The organism is Winogradskyella costae (genome assembly GCF_013403865.1).
In the GTDB taxonomy this organism is placed as follows: domain Bacteria; phylum Bacteroidota; class Bacteroidia; order Flavobacteriales; family Flavobacteriaceae; genus Winogradskyella; species Winogradskyella costae.
In genome coordinates this window covers 660,262-677,718 of the sequence record NZ_JABFDK010000001.1, presented here as the reverse complement: position 1 = coordinate 677,718, position 17,457 = coordinate 660,262, and the positions used below count along the sequence as shown (strand labels likewise).

Sequence of the window (17,457 nt, the reverse complement as noted above, 5' to 3'; positions counted from 1 at the left end):
AACTTCACACATATCCACGTAATTATAACCCAGAGGTTGTAATCTAAAAGCATTTGGGCTTGAGGTGGCAAATTCCCAAAACCACAATCTATATTTAAAACATGCTGATAACGTTCAGCATAAAAATTAAACGCAATGAATACAAAAAAAATTACAGTATTTGTGCTTCTGGTAATGGTTTTAAGCGCGAATGCATTTTCTATATCGAATGAAAATATTCAAGAAAAGTTAAAAATAGTAACTACGGGTGTTTTTGATGGTTACGATCCAGACGATGGTTATGCTTTTTTAATAAACGAAGATTCAGATGATGAAGACAGTGAAGAAACCGTGTATTTCGCTGATATTTCTGAAGCAGCTTTAAAGTCCATAAATCTTAAATCTAAGGATATGGTTGGTAAAAGGTTTGAAATTACTTACGAAATTACAGAGTTCGAAGAAGTAGATGAAAATGGATATACAGAAGTATATGAAACTTATAAAATAGTGCAAGTTAAAAAGGTGTAACTACATACTTTAATTTCTAAAAATAGACTGCTAGGAAACTAGTGGTCTTTTTTTTATAAAAACCTCCCAGATAAAATAGGATCCGATAATGGCATATTCTAAGGCTATGACCCAGAGGTTTTCGGAATACGTACTATTAGAATAGGCTAAATAACTTAACACAATGACTAAGGACCAAACAAGTGGGAATTTGTAATTAGTAAATATGCTTAAGATAACTAATGTCGCAATGTACCAGGGATGTACTGTTGTGCTTAAAAATAAATAGGATGTTAGTGCTAACAGCATGGATGTTGTTAGTTTGGACATGCTATTGTTCTGCCTTAAAAATGAAAATCCGAGTATAATAACGACGGAAATTAGAGGTAGAATTTTACCTATTATAGCGATTTCATTATAGCCCGTTATTGCATATCCAATTGTTCTTAAAAGATAATAAACACTTGCATTAAATTCAAAATTGCCAAACCAAAGCCCAACTGTTTTAGAGTAATTTGTTACAAATTCCATTGAAAAGAATGGTAAAAATAATAACAGTGTTGTAGCAATTGTAATCGTGTAAAATAGGATTAATTTTAAGAGGCCTAATTTTTTAGTTCGACCTTTCAACTGATTAGATGTAGAAGTAAACCACCAAAAGAATAGAGGTAGCAACATTAATGGGATTAGCTTCACTGAAATAGAGCAAGCTAAAATCACTGCAGCCCATTGCCATTTACGAGAATGTAATAAATATAATGCCACTATTAAGAAGAAAATCATCACTCCTTCAAAATGAAGGTTTCCTGTTAATTCAATTATAATAAACGGATTTAAAATATACCAAAAAATTCTACTCGCAGGTAATTTTAAGCGTTCTAAAAGTTTCTTTCCAAAGTATAGCGTTCCAATATCTGCGGCTATAATAACCAATCTTAAACCAATTACAGAGTTTAAAATACTTTGACCCGGAAATAGATTGGCAATAACGAAGCACAATTGATTTAAAGGAGGGTAATTAGAATAATGGGACGAGCTTAAACTGCCCATACCATTATATAATTCTTGAGCCTGAACAATAGGAAAAACGCCATTTTTAATAAACGAATCCGGAGTGTAGAGATAGGGGTTGAAACCTTCAAGAATTAGTCGTCCATCCCATATAAATCGATAAAAATCTTGAGATAAATTCGGAATAGCAAAAAGCAATAACACCCTAAAGACTATCGAAAAGAGAACTAATAATTTAAAGTTAAATCCAGAAGTCTTAATGATTTTATAGGCAAATGCAAATAATGCAAGATATAAAAGTAGAAGTTTGGTTGTCTCAATTCGAGTTATGGAGTAAGCAAACCCTAAATATAGAATACAACTAAAACTAAAAAATAGAAATGGAATTTTTTGATATTTCCAAATAGCAATCACACTTTTGAGCTAAGTGATTTAAAAAATACATAACCGAAGCCAATGAATAGCATTAAATGAAACGGGAATAATCCAAAATCACCACCTTGGTCTCCAACAACAAAAGCACTGTACATACCAAACGCAAAATAAAGCATTAAAATACCTTCGATGATCACATGAGGTGACATCTTTTTCATGATGTATTTATTGCCTTTCCATGAATCTCTAATCGTACTAATGTTGAATTTTGGTGTTCTTACAAATTCACTACGTTTTCCAATATGTCCTTCAATTACAGCAATAGAATTATGAAGCGAAAAGCCCATAGCTATAGAGAAGAACGTGAAAAACATCCCTATATAATTAAAGAATTTCTTAAAACCACTACCATAAATGCTGCGATACATAAACCAATAACATACAAAGAAAATTATGGTACTCATTACAAAGAAACTCATAATATAAAAGTAGTTTCTTAAGTGGTCATATTCGTTCTTTATATACAGCATTGGAATACTTAAAATAGCAACCGTAAATATGCTTAAGAACATTGTGCTATTTAATAAATGAAGTAAACCGTGAACCTTTGTTTTTGTAGAAATATTATCAGATTTTAAAACACGCCAAAGCATTTTTCTAAAGTTTTCAGCCCCTCCTTTATTCCATCGGAATTGTTGAGAACGTGCTGCACTAATAACTACAGGTAGTTCTGCAGGAGTCTCAACATCTTCCAAATATTTAAACTCCCAGTTATTTAATTGTGCTCTATAACTTAAATCTAAATCTTCAGTAAGTGTATCTCCTTCCCAGTTTCCAGCATCGATAATACAGGTTTTACGCCATACGCCAGCTGTACCATTAAAGTTAATAAAGTGCCCTTTACTGTTTCGCCCTACTTGCTCTAAAGTAAAATGAGCGTCTAAAGCAAAGGCTTGGATTTTAGTAAGTAAAGAGTAGTCTCTGTTGATATGTCCCCATCGTGTCTGAACAACGCCAATCTTTTCATTTTTAAAATAAGGAATAGTACGTTTTAGCCAGTTAGGTTGTGGTAAAAAATCTGCATCAAAAATGGCAATATATTCACCTTTTGCAATTTTTAAGCCTTCTTTGAGCGCACCAGCTTTAAAACCACTTCGGTCTGTCCTAGTAATATGTGTAATATCTAAGCCTGTTTTTGCTAACTGATCTACATGCGCTTTTGTAGTTGCGATGGTCTCATCTGTGGAATCATCTAATACCTGAATTTCTAATTTGTCTTTAGGGTATTCTAACAGAGCAATATTATCTAATAAGCGCTCCATTACATACATTTCATTAAAAACAGGAAGTTGAATGGTCACCAAAGGGATTTCTTCAGGATTTGAAAAATCAAAGGTTTCGCAATCTTTCCTTGTCTTTTTTGAAGACAAATAATTGTAAAGTAGATTGAGTTGCGCCAAAGCATACATAAATATTAGTACAATGGCAATGGTGTAAATGACAATAATAATTGATTCGAGAATCATTCTTTAAAACTATATTTAAAAATCCAACCTAGGATTTTTATGCCTGCAAAGATAGCACCTTTTATCGTACCTGAAACTTTTGAGACACCTATTCTGTTTCTGTAATTAACAGGGATTTCTCTATAGCTTAATTTTTGTTTTAAAACCTTAAGCTGCATCTCTACCGTCCAACCATAGGTTTTGTCTTCCATGTTTAAGCCTAAAAGCGTCTTGTATTTAATTGCTCTAAAAGGTCCTAAATCTGTAAATGTTGAACGAAATAATAAGGACATTAGGTTTGTTGCTAGCCAATTACCAAATATTTGTGGTAGCGTCATAGAACCTTCTTCTCGTAATTTTTTAACACGAGCACCAACCACAAAATCAACATTATCTTCTAGGATTGGTTGGATGATTTTAGTTAATTCTTCGGGGTAATCACTGTAATCACCATCTAAAAAAACAATAATATCTGGTTTTTTTTCTGATTTTGAAATATAATCCATGCCTTTTAAGCATGCATAACCATAGCCTTTTCTATTTTCAATTAAAACCGTTGCACCTGCATTTTTGGCATTAATTTCGGTATTATCGGTAGAATTATTACTAACTACAATAATTTCACTGACTATAGAGGGAACATCTTTAACTACAAGAGGAATAGACGCTTCTTCATTATAGGCAGGAATAATAACTTTTATATTGGGCATTTAGTGCGTTTCAAAGTGTAAAAATAACTTTCTTATTTCTGATTTACTAAATCCATTAAGTCAACATCGTTTCCTAGAAGAATTTCAGTAGGGTTAATACGTCCTTTTTCTGGTCCATTCTCTAATTTTAAAACACCTCTTGGGCAAACAGCAGAACAAATACCACAGCCGACACAACTAGAGCGTATAATATTTTCGCCTTTTTGAGCATATGCTCTTACATCAATACCTTGTTCGCAATAGGTAGAACAATTACCACAAGAAATACACTGGCCACCATTAGTTGTAATTCTAAATCGAGATTTAAAACGTTGAACAAATCCTAAATAAGCTGCCAATGGACAACCAAAACGGCACCAAACTCTATTTCCAAAAATAGGATAGAAGCCTGTACCAATAACTCCTGCAAAAATTGAACCAATCACTAAACTATAGATACTTTGAACGGTTGCTGTTTTTATGCCTAAAACAGTGCCTGTTTCAGTAAAGAAACTATATAGAGTCATACCTGTCATTATTAAAACAAATAGTAAAACAGCATGAATTAAATAACGTTCTACTTTCCATGCAAATAATGATTTATCAGAGTGTTGCCTGTAGGGATCACCAAGTGTTTCAGCTAAACCACCACAACCACAAACCCAAGAACAATACCAGCGCTTTCCAAAGAAATAAACCATTACAGGTACAACAATTAAAGTTAGAACGATCCCCCAAACCAAGATGAAAATTCCGATACCTCCATTATTAATGAGATCTTTTAAATTCCATTGAAAAAAGAAATCATAATCTAAAGGAAAAGCATTTTTAAAATCGTAGTAAGGCATTTGCAGTCTTACCATAATTTCTGGAATAAGAAATGCAAATACAATTTGAAAAAATAAAACAGAAGTCGTTCTAAATACTTGATAGATATTGTGACGGTATTTTATATACATTCTAACGGCCATTACGGTCATTACGGTACAATACATAAAGCCGTACACAAACCAATGTCCTGCAGGATTTCCACTTAATGATTCACTTATAGGATCAACTATAAGCGTCCAATTGGTTGCGTATTCTGATGCAAAATAAAGCACTAAATAAAATGACACCAAAAAGATGAAAACCATCCAGCCAATCCAACCACGATTAGTCGCGCTTTCATGGTAGACACCATCGTTTTTAATACCTTTCTTACCTAATAAAATAACGTTTGGTAAAATAAACATTAAGGCACCAATAATACCTAAACCAAAAGTAAGAAACCACATGAAGCCTTTGTTATTAGCAATAAATCCGTTAGCCGATTTCTTACCAATTACAGCTGCCATATCACTAGAGCTAGTATAGATTTTTTTATCCCATTCCTTATTTTTTATATGCGATTCGTTTGCATTATTTAAGGCTTCGGATATTTTAGGTGATAGGGTTTGCATTCCATTAAAGTCGGTACCAATAATATTTGACTTTAATTCGTTTATAAAAACGTCACTCTTTATATTCTGTTCTTTTACGATAGTATTAAAATCTGCTTCATTTAAGTTGTAAGTTCCTAATAGTGGTAAAGCTGTGAAAATGGCCAATCCAATTAAGAAAATTACCAATCCTATAGTTTTTATTGCTTTCATGTATATGTATTGTGTTTTGTTGAATTGAAAAAGTTAAAATTAGACCTTGCTAAAAATGCGTTTCCAACTCTTTTTATGTGCAGTAAGATTGGTGTTAAATGTGTTGTTGTATTGTGTTAGAATATCGTTTTCATAAGTTTTGAAAAATTCAGGATCGAAGTTGGCATCTTTTAAATGACTCATCACATAATCTACATCTCTTTTTTCGGTTAACCACTTATCGAAAATTTCGTGACGCATTCTAATTCCAAACGTATTGATGCCTAAAAATTCATTACTATCTTTATGAAAAGCAACTGTAATACAAATATTTTCTTTGGCATGTCTCCAATGAAAATGCTGCTCGTATTCTGGTCGTCCCCGTTCTGCAAATACCCAACCATAGGTTTGATATTCGATATCTAAGAATTTAGCAGAATTAAACCAATGACCTGGTTTGTATTCTGTTTTATTATCACAAATCGTTTGCGCTAAGGTTTCTCCCATCATACGGCCAGTATACCAAACGGCTTCTATTGGTCTTCTGTTTCCAATAGCTTCGTGTTGTTCGGCACAATCACCAATAGCATATACATCTGGAATGTTTGTTTCTAAAAAACGATTCACTTTTACTCCACGACCTATTTCAATGCCAGAATCTCTTAAAAAATCAACATTTGGTGCAACACCAGCGGTTAATCCAACCACGTTGCATTCTAATTCTTCTCCTGTTTCTTCAATAATAACCGATTTAACATTGCCGTGCTCGTCTGAGTTAATGGCTTTAAGATTTGTAGCAAGGCGTAGATCGATATGATGGTTTTTAATGTGCTCGTTAATCATTTCACTCTCGCCTTTAGGCAATACACCATTCCAAAAGCTGTCTTCTCTAACAAGGAATGTTACAGGTATCTTTCTGCTATTGAGCATTTCAGCTAATTCAATACCTATTAATCCCCCACCAACAATCACGGCACGTTTACACACCTCATTATTGGGAGCGTAGGTCTCTAAAGATTCTAAATCTTGTTTGTGGTACATGCCCATAACTCCGTTTAAATCTTGTCCTGGCCAGCCAAATTTATTAGGTTTACTTCCTGTTGCGATAATTAGTTTATCGTATTGAAGCGTGTCTCCTTCGGCAAAATGAAGCATTTTATCTTCTGTTTCAATTTGCTTTACGTATCCTTTTTTTAATTCAATTCTGTTTTTTTTCCAAAACCAATTTTCATAAGGTTGGGTATGTTTAAATTTCATATGCCCCATATAAACGTACATTAATGCTGTACGAGAGAAGAAATAATCGGTTTCGGCAGAGACGATAGTTATTTTCTTGTCAGATAATTTTCTTACGTGTCTCGCAAGGGTGACGCCAGATATGCCGTTGCCAATAATAACGATGTGTTCCATATGATTAGATTGTTGATATGGACTATAGGTCGAAGCTTTTGTTAAAACCTTAATCTATTAGTCGATTTTTTTTAAATTTAGACATAAATTTGGAGTATGCGCTATTTTTTCTATTTCCTTTTAAGTATCCTATTTGTACGTTGTGCTGCAGTTCCGCATCAATCTTCCAAAATTAACGGAGTTAGTTTTGTTGCTTCTAGAGGTGTCGTAGATTCGTCACATGTGAAACCGATAGTGAATATAAATGCCAATGCAGCTGCCGTAATGCCTTTTGGATTTATTAGAGATATCAATCACCCTGAAATAGTCCATAATACAAAGCGTCAATGGTTTGGCGAAACACGGTCTGGAGCGGGGCAGTATATCGATGCGCTTCATAAGGAAGGTATTAACGTCATGGTGAAACCGCAACTATGGATTTCTCATGGAGAATTCACAGGTTTTTTAAAAGCGTCTTCTGAAGCCGATTGGCAATTGTTAGAATCGTCATATACCGATTTTGTGATAGAATATGCTGAATTGGCAGAAGAATTAAATGTGGAAGTATTTTGTATTGGAACAGAGCTTGAGGCATTTATAAAAAATAGACCACAGTATTGGCATCAATTAATAAAGAAAATTAGAAAAGTCTATACAGGGAATCTAACCTATGCTGCCAATTGGGATGAATTTTGGACCACGCCTTTTTGGTCAGAATTAGATTTCGTAGGCATAGATGCTTATTTTCCGGTGAGTGATATGCAAACTCCAACGATTGAGGATTGTATAAAGGGTTGGGAAAAACATAAGCCGGGGTTAAAGGCCTTTTCCGAAAAATTGGATCGACCGATTTTGTTTACAGAGTTTGGGTATAGAAGCGTCGATTATTCTGGTAAAGAGCCTTGGCGTTATGATCGCTCTATGACTTCTGTAAATCTAACGGCACAAAACAACGCTACCCAAGCCTTATTCGATGCGGTGTGGCAAGAAGATTGGTTTGCTGGTGGATACTTATGGAAATGGTTTATAGACCACCATAAGGTTGGTGGTTTGGAAGACAACCAATTTACGCCACAAAATAAGCCTGTAGAGCAAATTATAAAAGCACACTATTATAAAAAATAGTGACGGTCATATTACAGCTTATTCACCTGCAAGAACCTTAAAGTCTTTTATAGCTTTATTAGGCTCTATGATATTATAGCCTTTCCAAAACTCAGGATCATATTGATTTAATTGTGTGGGTGTCACCTGTGATTTTTCTTTGAAATTCTTAAAAACAGATTCAGAAATTGCATCAGTTTCAAAAACTATAAGTTCTGTTTTTTCAATATTTCTAACGATAAAATGGATATCGCCTTTTAGTTCATTTTGTTTGCGCCTTCCTCTTACGTTTTTGTTCTTTTCAACAATTTTTATAGGGCGTTTTATGCCTACTTGTTCTCCTAAAGATTCATCTCTATATTTTAAAGTGTATTTTTCATTATTATTTTTTTGAAAAATAATAGTGCCTTCTTTTAGGTACTTTTTCATTGAGATACCCAAGAGAGAAAACTTACTAAGTGGCTTTACATTTTTGTAATCAACTCTAACAACTGCAAAATCTTCAGTATTAACATACATGGTTCCAGAAAAGTCTTCGCTTCGTTTGGGTTTAAAGGCAATGACATACACAAACATATCATTGATATACGCATAATCTGCAATTTCAAATTCGTAACGTCTAGATTTATGAATGAAGTTGAGGTCATTATCATCATCAATAAAATTGTTGTTCTCAAAATTATGAATCATTATTTTTCGCCAATGAAAAAAGCCAATTTTGCGTATAGAATCTTTTTTTTGTTGTTCGGCAAGTAAAGCATCAGTTGCGACCTTCTCTTTTACGTTAGCATCGCCAAATAATGACAAATCTATTTCTTCTTTTACGCTTAACCAACCCGATTTTATTTTAAAATACGAATCGCGTTTTACATACTTTTTAAAGATATCGTTAAAGCGCTTTTCATAATTATCTAAGTTAATGTCTTTAGATTTATCATATAAATGGCAGGCTTTTAAAATGTCCATTTTTTGATAGGCTTTAGGGTCAATTTCACCATAGATTTCACCTAAAATTTCAGTATGACTGCTATTGGTTTTAGGCATAATTTGAAGGAGGCTATCAATAAATTGCTGATTAAATTCTGGTATTGTTGATTTTTCTAAGTTAATATCATACTTGTCCATTAGATTGTAATAAGATGTTCTATAAAATAGCTTTCGTTTATGATAACTATAATCGTAATTCACAGTTAAGCCTTCTTTTATTTTGTCTAAAATTTCATCGACGGTGAAAGTTTTGTTGGTGACTAACACTTCCGACAAATCCACAGTTTTAGATTTTAAATAAATAGGGGAGTTGTTAAAGTGAAAAAGGGGAACTCGCTTTTCTTCATAACCTAAACAACTTATCATTAGCGAATCGGTTTCTACAATAGCGCGATTAATAGTGATGTTGAATTCACCGTTATCATTACTAATGACTCCTGCTTTTGAATTAAACTGAATGGTCGCAAAAGGAATTGGTGCCTCCGTGTTTTTATCTAAGAGAGTTGAAGTAAATGTTTGCTGTCCGTGGGACGCTGCCACAACAAATAATGTCATAGCAACGATGATTTGATTGATTTTCATGATGATGTATTGGTTGGTTAATTGCTGCCAAAGTATGTGATTATCAGGGTTTGTAGTGCCAATTTAATCTTTTGTTAAGTAAGTTTTATACTAAGTTTAACACCTTTACGAAAAATTAAGAATTTATTTTTAGAGCGTATTTATTAGAAATTAAGTTTTAGCTTTGATGAAAAATGAAGGTATGAGAACATTAGCTATTGGAGATATTCATGGAGGTTTAAGAGGTTTAACTCAAATTATAGATAGAGCAAAGGTGGACTCTGAGGATTCGTTAATTTTTTTAGGAGATTATGTTGATGGTTGGAGTGACGCAGCACAAGTTATTCAGTATTTAATTGAATTGTCTAAAACAAACACCTGCATTTTTATGAAAGGAAATCATGATGTTTGGTGTGAGCAATGGTTGGCTTCGGGTATTATAAACGACGTTTGGTTTAAACATGGAGGCAAGGAAACCATTGAGAGTTATGAAGGGTTTTCTAAAGACCAAAAATTAATGCATCTCGATTTTTTTGAAAGAATGCCCTTATATCATCTAGATACTGAAAACCGATTGTTTGTGCATGCTGGTTTTACTTCTATGAAAGGAGTAGAAAACGAGTTACATAAAGAAAATTTTTATTTTGATAGAACGCTTTGGGAAATGGCATTGACTATGGATAAAACTATGAAACAAAATTCAGTCCTTTATCCAAGTCGTTTAAAACATTATTCTGAAATTTATATAGGTCATACGCCAACAATTAATTTTAGTGAAGACCAACCGATGAATTGTGGTAACGTTTGGAATGTAGATACAGGCGCAACGTTTACAGGAAAATTATCTGCAATTGATATTAATACAAAAGAAGTTTTTCAAAGTGATAAGGTAATGGATTTGTATCCTGATGAATTGGGACGAAATAAGAAGTAGTTAACAGATGTGCTTCTTATAATAAGCTAATAATTCCTCCGCAGACGCACCAAACCACTTTTTTACATAAATGGTCCAAAAATGAAGTTGTAGTTTCCAAATCCCATGTTTACGATAAAGTCGTGCTGAGGTGGTCAACTTTTTATTAATAACCACAAACTGCTTCCGAGCATAGAGTTCATTAATCAACATGTTGTCTTCGTATATAATATAGTTTTCATTATAACCACCAACCTCATCAAATAGTGCTTTAGTTATAAACTGACTTTGATCGCCGCCTCTGCAAGCACGCCAAGAAAATTGGGTTAACCAACTTGCTAAACGTAGCCACCAATGGTTGCTGTCAAACCGCATTCTAAAGCAACCTGCTTGGTTACCTTTTTGGACTTCGTTAATAATAAGTTGGTCAAAATTTTTAGGAGGAAAAGAATCGGCGTGAAGGAAGTGTAAAATGTCTCCTTGGGCATGTTTTGCCCCAGTATTCATTTGTTTTGCTCTTCCGCGATTAGACGAAACTAATTTTACATTTGTACGAATAAGATGTTCTCTTAAAAATGCAGTATCGAGTACAACGACATTTGGATCTGATGGTTTGGCATTATTTGCAGTAATAAAATTAGAAACTACTTTTTCTGTTTCGTCTGTACTTCCGCCATCCACGACTATAACCTCAGTAATATTATCAGAAGTAGAATTCACAATTATATGCGTTAACAAATGACCAATACTGTCGGCTTCATTTAAAACAGGAATAATTATACTAATCATATATTACTTACGATAAATTAATGATCGTAGTTTTATTCATTTAAATTCCAATTATAATCGGTGTAGCTTTTTTTAGCAGATTCTGAAATAGTAACGTCCGAATATTGATTTAGGAAATCAATTAAACTTCCATTTTTTTCAAAATCATTTTTAAACCATTTAAATATTTTTGAAATTTTTATGTTGTCTTTTGAAAGTTCATTCTTAGAGGTGTCAGCCAAAAATTCTTTTGTAGCATTCGTTAATTGTTCGTCTAAATTTGAAGCTGTAAATGCTGTATTCTGAAGTTTAGGACACGATACAGAAGCACAAACGATAGCAAAATGGATTCTAGGCTCATCCATTTCTCTAAGTATTTTATGTTCAATATCATTTAAATTTTGCCAAGTATTACCCACTTTCCAAAGACGTTGATCCCAAGGATCTTTAATGTCTTTTATACTTTTTGTTGGGTAATTTCTAAGAATTAAATCTATGGTTAAAGCGTTGTAGGCGTTTATCCAATAGGCGAGTTTATCATTTTTAGACCAATCATCGTTAGGTTGATGTGATTTTATTATGTCAATATAACTTTGTAATTTTTTAGAATCACTTTTTATACCCTTATAATTGACGTTTCCATTTTCTGAAACGTGTTTTTTTAACAATGAATTGAAGATTGTATGGTCAAAAGCTTCTGTATAACTCATTTTAGTAATGCGCGCTCCATACGTCGTTCCTATATCGAAAATATCTGAACCTCCTTCTGCCGGATTAATGATGTCTTGAGTGGCATTTTGTGCACCTGAAGTCGGAGTAGCAAAAAGCATAATAATTATTAAAGCTGATAAATATTTCATATGTTATTTAATTTTATAAAGGTAATTTATATCGAGGTTTTAGATGCTCGTTTCTTTGAAAATGCAGGATATACAGATTGACCAATAAAATCTTTAGGGAAAATATCATCATCTTCAAATCCTAGTTCAATATCTCTGCCGTCATGCGGAATGTAATCTGTTTTAAAAAGGTAATCCCAAATACTAAGTGTAATACCAAAGTTAACTCCAAAACGTTCTCCTTTTGGTAATTCTTTAACGTGATGCCAAATGTGCATTTTAGGATTATTAAAAATATATTTTAAAATACCGTAATCCCACCCCAGATTGGCATGGTTTAAATGGCCAACAGCAATACTGAAAAAATGTACAATAGCAACGTCTTGTGCATCAAAACCACCAATAATCGCTATAGGAATATAGAGTAATGATTTATACATTACCGGCTCCATCCAATGGTAACGCAAGTGCCCGGCAAATCCCATTTCTTTTATACTGTGATGCACTTTATGAAAATTCCAAAGCCACTCAAAACGGTGTAAAAGGCGGTGTGTATTCCATTGCACAAAATCAGAAACTATAAAAAAGATAAAAAGACCTAGCCACCTTGGTAATTCGTCTACATCAAATAATTGAAAACTAGAAACAGATAACCCTACTAATCCTAAAACATCATTAAATAAGGCTTCAACAGTATTAGTTAAAGCAATAAAAACAATGAGGTTCAATAGAAAGAAATTAAAGAACATATAAAACGTATCTAACCAAAAATCTTGTCTAAATAAAGCTTGCTCTTTACGCCATGGAAAGGCAATTTCTAAAATCCACACTATAACAGAAATAAGTACAAGACCATAAAAATAATTGTCCCAGTGATACAAATCAATGAGTTCATATTTTAGATAATTCCAATATCCGGAATAAGAATTTAATATGAGGTCTATATATTTATCCATGTTAGTTCTCTAAAAAAAATGAGAAACTTAAGTTGTTTACCCTTTTGTTGTTAAAGTTCGTGAGAGCTTACAAACTTTTTATCAATTCTTTAAACAACGTAATCATATCTGGTTCTGCCTTTCCGGCCATGGCAATAATTTCAGAAATATCAACGGGTTTTAAATTTTCCGGATCGCACTCGTCTGTTAAAACAGAAACGGCAGCGACTTTTAGATTTAAATGATTAGCCACAATAATTTCTGGTACTGTACTCATACCAACAGCATCAGATCCTATAATCTTTAACATGCGATATTCGGCACGTGTTTCTAGTTGAGGACCAACCACACTCGTGTAAACCCCTTTGTGTAAAGTTATATTATGCGCTTTCGCAATACTTTCGAATTTTGAATTTATGTCTGCATCATAAGGCGCACTCATATCTGTAAAACGTTCTCCTAATTCTGAAACTCCTTTAAAAGCTAAAGGCGAACCTCCTTGAAGATTAATATGATCATCAATGAGCATTAATTCCCCTTTTTTGAAATCTAAGTTTACGGCGCCAGCAGCATTAGAAACTAATAGCGTTTTAATACCAAGCTTCTCCATAATTCTCACAGGAAATGTTACATCTTGCAATGTGTAGCCTTCATACACATGAAAACGACCTTGCATAACAACCACCTTTTTACCTTCTAAAAGGCCATAAATAAGTTTGCCTTTATGAAACTCTACGGTTGCCGTAGGAAAGTTTGGAATGTGATTATAACTTGCTTCGGCTAAAATTTCAATTTCATTAATTAGTTGACCTAATCCTGTACCTAAAATGATACCGATTTCTGGCTTTTCAAAACCTTTGCTTTGTAAGTATTCTGTGCTTTCTGTAATTAATTTAATCATTGAGTTGCTGTATTTTTTCTTGTAATTTGATGTTTGATTTATAAAATTCTGAAGCAATTAGGTCTTCATAAGTGTCAATATCATTTAAAGTCTCTAAGGTACTAACTGAAATTTGATTACTCTGTAACTCCTGTAACGTTAATTGTAATAAATTTGGTTGACTCCATGGCTTATTGATAAAAATTTCGGCATTCAGTTTAGACATGCCCACTAGATAATACCCACCATCTTCTGCCGGACCAAAAACAACTTCATTAATAGTTAAGGCATTTAATCCATTTTTTATGTGAGCGACATCTATATCTGGTAAATCAGAACCTACTAAAACTATTTTTTCATAACCAGCCTCAAACCCTTCTTTAAAGGCATTGAGCATACGTTCACCTAAATCAGCTCCATGTTGCACTGCTTTAAGTTCACCTTCCCATTGATGATCTACAATGGCATTAGAAAAATAAATACGTTTATCTATGTCTAATCGTTCGGTTGCTTTTTCTGTGATTTTTACGAGTTCCGTATAAACTTCAAATGCACCAAAATCTCCAATAGTTTTAGCAAGTCTCGTTTTTACAGTTCCTAATTTTATGTTTTTGACAAACACAATAACAAGTGATTTATTCATAGATTTTAATGCCTTTTAATAACCACTTACTCCAATCTTTAGAGAAAGTGTGTACGTGTTCTGTTTCATTTCCTTCTGAGTTTAACAGAGGTAAATTGTTGTTCTTCCATTCAAAAATACCACCAAATAAGTTGAATACGTTATTGTAACCTTCCTTTTTAAGCTGCTCAGCAATCACTTCGGACCTTATGCCAACAGAACAATAGATAACTATCGTTTTTGAAGTATCAGGAAATGACTTTATAACGGTATCTAAATCGAAATTATCATAGCCAACATACGTTGAATTTGGAATGTGACTTACATTGTATTCTTTAATCTCTCGAGCATCCAATAAAATAGCATCCGTCTTCGGCATGGCCAATTCTTGAACAGAAATATAAGGAATGCGTTCTTTATTATGAGTTTTTAATAACTCTTGAAGAGTTTCTTGGCTATTTCCAAAGAAACTTAAGAGCAAAAAAGATAAAATAAAGAGATTTCGCATGTCTAATTAGTATAAATTATTTGATATACCTTACAACTCTAGTGCTTTTCCTTGTTGCTGTTTTTCGGCTTCAGGTAAAATTTCCATGTTATCCCAAATGCCCGAAACGATTGTTTTTGCATAAGATTCTGGCAATAATCCGTTTAACATTAATTTATTGGTGAGCGTATGGTTATAATTTAACTTACGAAAATTTACCTGTAACGGTTTTACCAAATCATCTAAAACAGCAAACCAAACATTCGGTTTTCCATCATTGGCGGGCATACCTATCACACCTGGGTTTATCCAAGATGTATTATTTTGTTCATCTATAAATGGTAAACCGCAATGACCAGCAATAATAATATCGCTTTCTGTAGCTTCAAAATTAGAGTGTTTAGTAGCCCAAGGTGTCGACTTAAAAATAAATTCTGAAACATTAAAATACGAACCGTGTACGACAGTGACCTCCTGATTCCCAATTGTGAATTTTATATGATCTGGAATCGTTTCAAGATAGTTAAGAGAATCTTTAGACAATTTACTCTTAGCATACGGATACCATTGTTGCGAAAAACCATCGCATCGCGACCCTTCTGTAAAATCGCAACCGCAATCGTCTTCATCATCACGTAATTGTATTTCTACATTACCAACAATGCTTTTAGCATTCCAGTTTTTAAAGGTTTGCATGGTTTCTTCTGGTTGGGCACAATAGCCAATAATATCACCAGTACAGATACAGTTTTCAGGTGGAATACCTTCAGATTCTGCCACGGCAATTAGTGCTTCAAGCGCTTGAAGGTTGCTGTAAACACCACCAAAGAGTAGTACTTTACCAGTTAAGGTCCCGATGTTTGTTATATTTTTATTCATAGTGTTTCACGTTAAAGTGAAAATTTATTTTTTGTGTAATTTATGAAACAGAACTTGTTTTTAATACGATGTTTTTCGATGCTAACCATTTCGGTATGAAATATAAAATATTACAGCTTAAAATTCCCCAAATATTCACCCAAAGTAAATCAGCATACTTACCTTTTGTAAAAATTAAGGCTTCCGGAAACACATTAAAAACCAGGGTAAATCCAAATACTAATCCGGTAATAACACTTAAATAGAAACTCATTTTGGGTACTTTAATATTCCAAAAGAGAAAGATGGGTGTTAAACCAATAACCATGGTGCCAGATATGGTGGTTGCTGATAAAATTTCGGCTTCAAGAAAAACAGGTAGTGTGCCTAAAATCGCTATGGCAGCCATAGATGCTCTTCCAAAAGTTAAATCGTTAACCATGCCTAAATCAATCGCTAATAATTTTGAAAAGGATGAAAATGTTGAGTCTAGAGTGGATGCTGCTGAGGTTATCATTATAAAATTAATGACTAATAAAATAACCACTCCAAAAGCTTTACCAACTTCTACGGCTGCTTGTCCTTTAAAACCTTGGGTTTGCGCATAAACACCAATGACGCTAAATAGTATAATGCAAATCGCACCTAATAAACTTGCCCATAAAAAACTTTTACGCGTGACTTTGGGTGAACTAATAAAGGCTCTATCGGTTAAAACTGGGTCGTGAAACGGATAACTAAACGATTGAATAATGGCAGCGAAGAAAAGGTTTAAACCTAACTCAAAACTCCAAGTCCCAGAAGTAACGACATCAGTAACGCTAAAAGTGTCTATTGAAAAGATATTCCATAGAATTACCATAAGTAGAATACTAAATAATACCATCTGAATCACATCAGTAAAAATAGAACTACTCAAACCGCCTTTTATCGCATAAGCTAATGTCAATATGGTGAAAACTATTATGGCTTTGTAATAGTTAGAACTTCCTGTTTCACCAAAATAACTACCAATAACCATGGTATTACTCCAGACTTCATTAAATAAACGAATAGCAATTAAAATTGAAAACAAAGCCATAGCTCCTTTTCCAAATTTGGTGGTTAAAAATTGATGAATACTTTTAAATCCGCCAACAACGCGCATTTTGTAAATTAGTAAACCAGCGACAGCAAACGATACATAATATCCAGCATAAGCAACGCCTCCAACAATACCAAAGCTTAAACCTAAATTGGCTGCATTGGTAATGCTCTTGGCAAAAATCCAAGAAATAATAAGGCTTCCAGTAAGCACTAAGCTGTTTGGTGCTTTCCTTTTATGAACCGCCTTAAAAAATTCTTCTGTTGTCTTTGCTAATGGCGATAATATAAAGAGTAGTAAACTCGATGCAATTATCAATGTCCATTGCCAGTTAATTATATCCATATTCCA

17 protein-coding genes are annotated in these 17,457 nt (G+C 33.4%); 3 read left to right on the top strand and 14 right to left on the bottom strand.

What is annotated here, in order from left to right; genetic code table 11:
- Positions 1-135: 135 nt before the first annotated feature.
- Positions 136-507 (top strand): hypothetical protein, encoded by a 372-nt coding sequence (locus HM986_RS02880; RefSeq protein ID WP_179333569.1) that lies wholly within the window; start codon positions 136-138, stop codon positions 505-507.
- A gap of 30 nt (positions 508-537) precedes the next feature.
- Here HM986_RS02880 and HM986_RS02875 read toward each other — a convergent pair whose 3' ends face one another.
- The 5 genes from HM986_RS02875 to HM986_RS02855 are packed head-to-tail and all read right to left on the bottom strand — an operon-like array spanning position 538 to position 7,089.
- Positions 538-1,911, bottom strand: coding sequence for a mannosyltransferase (locus HM986_RS02875; protein WP_317167307.1), 1,374 nt, complete (start codon positions 1,909-1,911; stop codon positions 538-540).
- Complete coding sequence (locus tag HM986_RS02870; RefSeq protein ID WP_179333568.1) at positions 1,908-3,398, bottom strand: cellulose synthase family protein; 1,491 nt, start codon at positions 3,396-3,398, stop codon at positions 1,908-1,910. Before HM986_RS02870 ends, HM986_RS02875 begins: the two co-directional genes overlap by 4 nt.
- Positions 3,395-4,087 carry a glycosyltransferase family 2 protein gene (locus HM986_RS02865; protein WP_179333567.1) on the bottom strand — a complete coding sequence of 231 codons (693 nt, stop codon included), beginning with the start codon at positions 4,085-4,087 and terminating at the stop codon, positions 3,395-3,397. The genes HM986_RS02870 and HM986_RS02865 overlap by 4 nt, the downstream gene beginning before the upstream one ends.
- A 32-nt stretch (positions 4,088-4,119) precedes the next feature.
- On the bottom strand, positions 4,120-5,700 hold the full coding sequence (locus tag HM986_RS02860; protein WP_179333566.1) for a 4Fe-4S binding protein: 1,581 nt from the start codon (positions 5,698-5,700) through the stop codon (positions 4,120-4,122).
- Between the two features lie 39 nt (positions 5,701-5,739).
- On the bottom strand, positions 5,740-7,089 hold the full coding sequence (locus HM986_RS02855) for an NAD(P)/FAD-dependent oxidoreductase (protein WP_179333565.1): 1,350 nt from the start codon (positions 7,087-7,089) through the stop codon (positions 5,740-5,742).
- Between the two features lie 96 nt (positions 7,090-7,185).
- Between HM986_RS02855 and HM986_RS02850 the strand changes: the two genes are divergently transcribed.
- Positions 7,186-8,193 (top strand): glycoside hydrolase family 113, encoded by a 1,008-nt coding sequence (locus HM986_RS02850; RefSeq protein WP_179333564.1) that lies wholly within the window; start codon positions 7,186-7,188, stop codon positions 8,191-8,193.
- 18 nt (positions 8,194-8,211) lie between these two features.
- On the opposite strand, the gene HM986_RS02845 is transcribed toward HM986_RS02850, so the two are convergent.
- On the bottom strand, positions 8,212-9,741 hold the full coding sequence (locus HM986_RS02845; RefSeq protein ID WP_179333563.1) for a carboxypeptidase-like regulatory domain-containing protein: 1,530 nt from the start codon (positions 9,739-9,741) through the stop codon (positions 8,212-8,214).
- Positions 9,742-9,922: 181 nt separating this feature from the next.
- Between HM986_RS02845 and HM986_RS02840 the strand changes: the two genes are divergently transcribed.
- Positions 9,923-10,654, top strand: a complete 732-nt coding sequence (locus HM986_RS02840) for a metallophosphoesterase family protein (RefSeq protein WP_179333562.1) — start codon at positions 9,923-9,925, stop codon at positions 10,652-10,654.
- Here the strand turns inward: HM986_RS02840 and HM986_RS02835 are convergent, their stop codons facing one another.
- From HM986_RS02835 to HM986_RS02800, 8 genes are all read right to left on the bottom strand, one after another.
- Positions 10,655-11,422, bottom strand: coding sequence for a TIGR04283 family arsenosugar biosynthesis glycosyltransferase (locus tag HM986_RS02835; RefSeq protein ID WP_179333561.1), 768 nt, complete (start codon positions 11,420-11,422; stop codon positions 10,655-10,657).
- A gap of 32 nt (positions 11,423-11,454) precedes the next feature.
- Positions 11,455-12,261, bottom strand: coding sequence for a DUF547 domain-containing protein (locus tag HM986_RS02830; RefSeq protein ID WP_179333560.1), 807 nt, complete (start codon positions 12,259-12,261; stop codon positions 11,455-11,457).
- Positions 12,262-12,287: 26 nt separating this feature from the next.
- The gene (locus HM986_RS02825) at positions 12,288-13,196 is read right to left on the bottom strand and encodes a sterol desaturase family protein (RefSeq protein ID WP_179333559.1); all 909 of its coding nucleotides are present in this window, start codon (positions 13,194-13,196) and stop codon (positions 12,288-12,290) included.
- A gap of 67 nt (positions 13,197-13,263) precedes the next feature.
- On the bottom strand, positions 13,264-14,076 hold the full coding sequence (locus HM986_RS02820) for a purine-nucleoside phosphorylase (RefSeq protein ID WP_179333558.1): 813 nt from the start codon (positions 14,074-14,076) through the stop codon (positions 13,264-13,266).
- Positions 14,069-14,698, bottom strand: a complete 630-nt coding sequence (locus HM986_RS02815) for a TIGR04282 family arsenosugar biosynthesis glycosyltransferase (protein WP_179333557.1) — start codon at positions 14,696-14,698, stop codon at positions 14,069-14,071. Before HM986_RS02815 ends, HM986_RS02820 begins: the two co-directional genes overlap by 8 nt.
- On the bottom strand, positions 14,691-15,185 hold the full coding sequence (locus HM986_RS02810) for a rhodanese-like domain-containing protein (RefSeq protein ID WP_179333556.1): 495 nt from the start codon (positions 15,183-15,185) through the stop codon (positions 14,691-14,693). The genes HM986_RS02815 and HM986_RS02810 overlap by 8 nt, the downstream gene beginning before the upstream one ends.
- Before the next feature lie 30 nt (positions 15,186-15,215).
- On the bottom strand, positions 15,216-16,043 hold the full coding sequence (locus HM986_RS02805) for a metallophosphoesterase family protein (protein WP_179333555.1): 828 nt from the start codon (positions 16,041-16,043) through the stop codon (positions 15,216-15,218).
- Positions 16,044-16,083: 40 nt separating this feature from the next.
- The gene (locus HM986_RS02800; protein WP_179333554.1) at positions 16,084-17,451 is read right to left on the bottom strand and encodes a sodium:solute symporter family transporter; all 1,368 of its coding nucleotides are present in this window, start codon (positions 17,449-17,451) and stop codon (positions 16,084-16,086) included.
- Positions 17,452-17,457: the final 6 nt, after the last annotated feature.

Excerpts from the sequence above, each read along its gene's own strand:
- HM986_RS02880 (WP_179333569.1), top strand. The coding sequence starts at position 136 with ATGAATACAAAAAAAATTACAGTATTTGTGCTTCTGGTAATGGTTTTA.
- HM986_RS02870 (WP_179333568.1), bottom strand. The coding sequence starts at position 3,398 with ATGATTCTCGAATCAATTATTATTGTCATTTACACCATTGCCATTGTA.
- HM986_RS02865 (WP_179333567.1), bottom strand. The coding sequence starts at position 4,087 with ATGCCCAATATAAAAGTTATTATTCCTGCCTATAATGAAGAAGCGTCT.
- HM986_RS02860 (WP_179333566.1), bottom strand. The coding sequence starts at position 5,700 with ATGAAAGCAATAAAAACTATAGGATTGGTAATTTTCTTAATTGGATTG.
- HM986_RS02855 (WP_179333565.1), bottom strand. The coding sequence starts at position 7,089 with ATGGAACACATCGTTATTATTGGCAACGGCATATCTGGCGTCACCCTT.
- HM986_RS02850 (WP_179333564.1), top strand. The coding sequence starts at position 7,186 with ATGCGCTATTTTTTCTATTTCCTTTTAAGTATCCTATTTGTACGTTGT.
- HM986_RS02845 (WP_179333563.1), bottom strand. The coding sequence starts at position 9,741 with ATGAAAATCAATCAAATCATCGTTGCTATGACATTATTTGTTGTGGCA.
- HM986_RS02840 (WP_179333562.1), top strand. The coding sequence starts at position 9,923 with ATGAGAACATTAGCTATTGGAGATATTCATGGAGGTTTAAGAGGTTTA.
- HM986_RS02835 (WP_179333561.1), bottom strand. The coding sequence starts at position 11,422 with ATGATTAGTATAATTATTCCTGTTTTAAATGAAGCCGACAGTATTGGT.
- HM986_RS02830 (WP_179333560.1), bottom strand. The coding sequence starts at position 12,261 with ATGAAATATTTATCAGCTTTAATAATTATTATGCTTTTTGCTACTCCG.
- HM986_RS02825 (WP_179333559.1), bottom strand. The coding sequence starts at position 13,196 with ATGGATAAATATATAGACCTCATATTAAATTCTTATTCCGGATATTGG.
- HM986_RS02820 (WP_179333558.1), bottom strand. The coding sequence starts at position 14,076 with ATGATTAAATTAATTACAGAAAGCACAGAATACTTACAAAGCAAAGGT.
- HM986_RS02815 (WP_179333557.1), bottom strand. The coding sequence starts at position 14,698 with ATGAATAAATCACTTGTTATTGTGTTTGTCAAAAACATAAAATTAGGA.
- HM986_RS02810 (WP_179333556.1), bottom strand. The coding sequence starts at position 15,185 with ATGCGAAATCTCTTTATTTTATCTTTTTTGCTCTTAAGTTTCTTTGGA.
- HM986_RS02805 (WP_179333555.1), bottom strand. The coding sequence starts at position 16,043 with ATGAATAAAAATATAACAAACATCGGGACCTTAACTGGTAAAGTACTA.
- HM986_RS02800 (WP_179333554.1), bottom strand. The coding sequence starts at position 17,451 with ATGGATATAATTAACTGGCAATGGACATTGATAATTGCATCGAGTTTA.